This is a genomic window from Aquipuribacter hungaricus (assembly GCF_037860755.1).
In the GTDB taxonomy this organism is placed as follows: Bacteria; Actinomycetota; Actinomycetes; order Actinomycetales; family JBBAYJ01; genus Aquipuribacter; species Aquipuribacter hungaricus.
The window spans coordinates 1-4819 of the sequence record NZ_JBBEOI010000255.1 but is presented as its reverse complement, the minus strand read 5'-3'; the positions used below and the strand labels follow the sequence as shown (position 1 = coordinate 4819).

Here is a 4819-nt window from a genome sequence, read left to right as displayed (position 1 = left end):
CCGGGCACCGCCGCGGGCCCGTGGGTGCCGCCGCAGCTGCGGACGCCGCTGCCGGACACCCTGCGCGAGCGCGCCGAGCGCCTGCTCGAGCGCCAGCTGCTGGTCACCGGCCGGCTGGCCGCCGCGATGACGAGCTCGCGCCGGCACATGGACGTCGTCGAGCGGCTGGTCCCCAGCGACCCGCGCCCGATGTACGTCGACCAGGCGCTCTAGGACCCGCTGCGCCACGCCGAGATGTGACCGGCGTCACCCGTCCGGCCCATTCACTCCCGGGCCGCCCGGGACGAACAGACCTCCAGAGCACGGACCGCTCGCACCCCAGGCCACGGATCGGCCGCCCCTGTACCGCCCCCGCACCGCGGGGACGGCGACCTCAGGAGACCGAACCGTCGTGACCGCACACGTGTCCGTGGCAGGAGCCGCCTCCGTCACCGGGGCCGCACTCCTCAGCGCCGTCTCTGGCCTGGGCGCCCGCAACCGCGCCATCGCCGACAACATCTCGAACATCCAGACCCCGGGCTTCCAGAGCCGGCGCGTCGCCTTCGAGGACGCGGTCGCCGACGCCGCCGGCAAGGGCCGCCGCGGCCTGACGGAGAGCACCTCGTCGCTGTCCCTGGAGCCCACCCGGCTCGACGGCAACAACGTCAACCTCGACACCGAGACGCTGCAGTCCATCGACACCGGCCTGCGCTACCAGCTGGCGCTGCGCGCGGTCGACGACCGCTTCGGCATGGTCCGGGCGGCGATCCGCTGATGACCACCTTCCCCGTCTTCGGCGTGGCCGGCTCCGGCGTGGCCGTCTACCGCAAGTGGCTCGACGCGGTCAGCGACAACATCGCGAACATCAACACCGTCACCAGGACCGACGAGGACGCCTTCCAGGCGCGCTACGTCTCGGCCCGCGCGACGCAGCTCGAGCCGGGCATCGGCGGCGTCACCGTCGCCGGCATCGAGCTCGGCAGCGCCGAGGGCCGCATGGTCTACCAGCCCGACCACCCCCTCGCCGACGAGGGGGGCTACGTCCGCATGCCTGACATCGACCTCGGGAGCCAGATGGCCCAGCTCATGATGGCCCAGCGCGGCTACCAGGCGAACCTCGCCGTGGTGGACCGTGCCCGCGACGCCTACAGCGCCGCCATCCAGGTCGGACGCAACCAGTGAGCGTCCAGCCGGTCGGCGCCGTGGGCGCCGGCACCAGCGGGGTCGCCGGCGTGTCCGCGGTCGCCGGGCTGTCCCCGTCGCTGCCGCCCGTCGCCCCCGACGCGGCCGCGGGCGCGGAGTTCGCCGGGGCGCTCCAGCAGGCCGGGCTCGGGGGCGCCGTCGGGCGCCTCGAGGACCTCCAGCGCCTGCAGTCGACCGCGGACGACCTCGCCGTCAAGGCCGTCACCGGCCAGCTCGCCGACCCGAGCCAGTACACGATCGCGGCCACCGAGGCCCAGCTCGCCACCCAGATGACGGTGGCGGTCCGCAACAAGGCCGTCGAGGCCTACTCCGAGATCATGAGGATGCAGCTGTGAGCCCGCGCACCAAGGACCCCCGCGCCGCCGCGGGCCAGCAGGCCCGCCGCGCCCAGGCCGCCTGGGGCGAGCTGCCGGGCGCCCAGAAGACCCTCGGCGTCGTCGTCGCCCTCGCCCTGCTCGTCGGCGCGGTCGCGTTCGTCCAGTGGCAGCGCGCCCCCCAGCTCAGCCCCCTGTTCACCGGCCTGTCCTCCGCCGACGGCGGTGCCGTGGTCGAGGAGCTGCAGGCCGCGGGCGTCGCCTACGAGCTCACCGACGGCGGTGCGACCGTCCTGGTCCCCGAGGAGCAGGTGTACGACCTGCGCCTGCAGATGTCGGCGGCCGGGCTGCCCGGCGACGACACGGGCGGCTACTCGCTGCTGGACGAGCAGGGCGTCACCGCCTCGCAGTTCCAGCAGGAGGTCGCCTACCAGCGCGCGGTCGAGGGCGAGCTCGCCAAGACCATCGGCGCCATCGACGGCGTCGAGGCCGCGGTCGTCCACCTCGCCGTCCCCAAGAAGGACGTCTTCGTCGACGAGTCCGACGCCCCCACCGCCTCGGTGCTCGTGCAGACCCGCGCCGGCAAGACCCTGGACAAGGGCCAGGTCGCCTCGGTCGTCACGCTGGTCTCCAGCTCCGTCGAGGGCATGCTGCCCGAGGCCGTGAGCGTGGTCGACGGGACCGGGACGCTGCTGTCGGCCAAGGCCGCCGGGCCCGGCTCGGGCGGCGGCGTCGAGGCCGCGGACATGACCGCCGACTTCGAGACCCGCGTCGCCGGAGACCTGCAGACCCTGCTGGACACCGTGGTCGGCCCCGGCAACGCCGTCGCCACCGTCACCGCCGCGCTCGACTTCGACGCCACCGAGGCCACCACCGAGCGCTTCCTCGCCCCCGAGGAGGGCGTGCTGCCGCTGTCGGAGACCACCGAGGGCGAGCAGTACACCGGCGCGGGCGGTGCCGGCGAGGCCGGCGTGCTCGGCCCGGACAACATCGTCGTCCCCAACATCACCGTGCAGGGCGAGGCGTCGGACAACGCCTACTCCTCCGCCTCCAAGACCGTGAACAACGCGGTCGGCAAGGTCACCGAGCGGGTCGTCTCCGCCCCCGGCACCGTCGAGCGGCTCAGCGTCTCCGTGGTCGTCGACCGCGACGCCGTCGCCCGCACCGACATGCTCGCCCTGCAGGACACCGTGTCCGCGGCCGTCGGCCTGGACGCCGCCCGCGGCGACGTGGTGTCGGTGACCCAGATGCCCTTCGACGTCGGCGACGCCGAGGCCGTGGCCGCCGAGCTGGAGGCCGCCGGAGAGGCAGCCGCCGCCGAGGGCCGCCAGGACATGATCTGGAACGCCGTCCTCGCCGGGCTGGTCCTGCTCGTCGTCATCATCACCCTGGTGATGGGCGCCCGGCGCAAGAAGCGCAGCGAGCCCGTCGACCTCGGCCTGTACGCCCCGGCCGACGACGAGCCCGTCGCGGTCCCGGCGATCCCCGCCCCCCGCGCCGAGGCCCTTCCCGCCGCCCCCGACCCCGAGGCCGCCCAGCTGGCCTCCCTCACCTCCCAGCGTGACGAGGTCATCGACCTCGTGGACCGCGAGCCGGCCGAGGTGGCCGAGCTGCTGCGGGGCTGGCTCGCCGACCGGAGGTCCTCGTGACTGTCGCCACCACCGACGCGCCGCAGGTCACGGCGCCCGCCGCCCCCGCCGCGCCCGACCTCAACGGCCTGCAGAAGGCCGCCGTCCTGCTCGTCATGCTCGGCAAGGACCGCGCCGCCAGCGTGCTGCGCCACCTCAAGGGCACCGACCTCGACGAGCTCGTCGCCCAGGTGGTCCGGCTGCGCAACGTCTCCCCGACGGTCGCGGCCGAGGTCCTCGGCCAGTTCCACACCATGGCCGTGCGCCAGGGCGTGGTCGGCGCCGGCGGCGAGGGCTACGCCCGGGACGTCCTCGAGCGCTCGCTCGGCAAGGCCGACGCCGGCGACGTCATGAAGCGCATCGCCACCGCGACCGCCGAGCGCCCGCTGAAGTTCCTCCAGGACGTCGACCCCCAGCAGCTCATGTCCATCCTGCGCGGCGAGCACCCGCAGACCATGGCCGCGGTGCTCGTCCACCTGCGCCCCGACCAGGCCTCGGTCGTCATGGCCGGCCTCGGCGCCGCCGACCAGGTCGCGGTCGCCCGCCGCCTGGCCACGACCGGCCGGTTCCAGCCCCACGCGCTCGTCGTCCTGCAGGACCTGCTCAAGGCCCGCACCTCCTCGGTGCTGCCGCAGACCTCGTCCGACGCGGTGACCGGCGGCCTGCAGTCCCTCGTCGACGTCATCAACCGCGCCGACGCCGCCACCGAGAAGGCCATCCTCGAGGGGCTCACCGAGCACGACCCCGCCCTGGCCGAGGAGGTCAAGGCCCGCCTGTTCGTCTTCGCCGACATCGTCGGCCTGGAGGACCGCGCGGTGCAGATGGTGCTGCGCCAGGTCGACTCCGCGGTCCTCGCCACGGCGCTCAAGAGCGTCGCCCAGGTGGTCCGCGACAAGGTCCTCGGCAACGTGTCCGAGCGCGCCCGGCAGGACCTCGTCGACGAGATCGAGGTGCTCGGCCAGGTCCGCAAGGCCGCCGTCGAGGAGGCGCAGGCCGCGATCGTGCAGATCATCCGCTCGCTGGAGGAGTCCGGCCAGCTCGTCGTGCGCCGCGGCGGGGGTGACGACGATGAGTACGTCTGAGCTCGAGGTCCGCCCCTTCGTCCCGGGCAGCCTCACCGGCCCCCGGGAGCGGGGCGTCGCCGACCTCACCGCCGACCCCGCCCGTGACGCCGGCCGCCAGTCCGGCTTCGTCACCGGGTACGCCACCGGCTACAGCGAGGGGCTGCGCCGCGCGGCGGCCACCGTCGCCGCGCAGGAGGCGGCCCGCGACGCCGCCCTGGCCCGCGAGCTCGACCAGCTCCGCGCCGCCGCCGGCTCGGCGCTGCTCGCGCTGCGCTCGGCCGCCGTCCAGGTCCAGGAGGACGGCGTGGTCGAGGCCGGCGCCATGGCCGAGGTCGTGGCCCGGTGCGCGGCCGAGCTCGCCGAGCAGGTCGTGCTGTCCGCGGCCCCGGGCGCCGGTGCCCTCCTGGCCCGGATCCTCCGCGGCATCGACGGCACCCCCGCCGGCACCGTCGTCGCCGTCCGCGTCGACCCCGCGGGCGTGCGCGCCCTCGAGCGGGCCGGCGTCCTGCAGGACGGCCTGCCCGACGGGGTCACCGTGGTCGCCGACCCCCGCCTGGGCCCCGGCGACGTCGTGGTCCGGACCGGCGCCGCGACCGTCAGCGACCTGCTCCGTCCCGCGGTCGCCGCGGCC

General features: G+C 75.2%; 6 protein-coding genes and 1 pseudogene. All 7 read left to right on the top strand.

Translation table 11 applies throughout. The features are described 5' to 3' along the window. Nucleotides 1-213 (top strand): annotated as a pseudogene (locus tag WCS02_RS17485) (hypothetical protein); the annotation flags it as partial. 178 nt (nucleotides 214-391) lie between these two features. Beyond that, complete coding sequence (locus WCS02_RS17480) at nucleotides 392-754, top strand: flagellar basal body rod protein FlgB (protein ID WP_340295534.1); 363 nt, start codon at nucleotides 392-394, stop codon at nucleotides 752-754. Continuing rightward, nucleotides 754-1161: a flagellar basal body rod protein FlgC gene (flgC, locus tag WCS02_RS17475; RefSeq protein ID WP_340295533.1), complete on the top strand. Its 408-nt coding sequence runs from the start codon at nucleotides 754-756 to the stop codon at nucleotides 1159-1161. Before WCS02_RS17480 ends, flgC begins: the two co-directional genes overlap by 1 nt. Then, nucleotides 1158-1517, top strand: coding sequence for a flagellar hook-basal body complex protein FliE (fliE, locus tag WCS02_RS17470; protein WP_340295532.1), 360 nt, complete (start codon nucleotides 1158-1160; stop codon nucleotides 1515-1517). The genes flgC and fliE overlap by 4 nt, the downstream gene beginning before the upstream one ends. After that, nucleotides 1514-3145 carry a flagellar basal-body MS-ring/collar protein FliF gene (fliF, locus tag WCS02_RS17465; RefSeq protein WP_340295530.1) on the top strand — a complete coding sequence of 544 codons (1632 nt, stop codon included), beginning with the start codon at nucleotides 1514-1516 and terminating at the stop codon, nucleotides 3143-3145. Before fliE ends, fliF begins: the two co-directional genes overlap by 4 nt. Further along, the gene (gene fliG / locus WCS02_RS17460) at nucleotides 3142-4206 is read left to right on the top strand and encodes a flagellar motor switch protein FliG (RefSeq protein WP_340295528.1); all 1065 of its coding nucleotides are present in this window, start codon (nucleotides 3142-3144) and stop codon (nucleotides 4204-4206) included. Before fliF ends, fliG begins: the two co-directional genes overlap by 4 nt. Further along, nucleotides 4193-4819, top strand: a 627-nt coding sequence (locus tag WCS02_RS17455; protein ID WP_340295527.1) for a FliH/SctL family protein, incomplete at its 3' end; no start/stop codon positions are given. The genes fliG and WCS02_RS17455, both read left to right, overlap by 14 nt.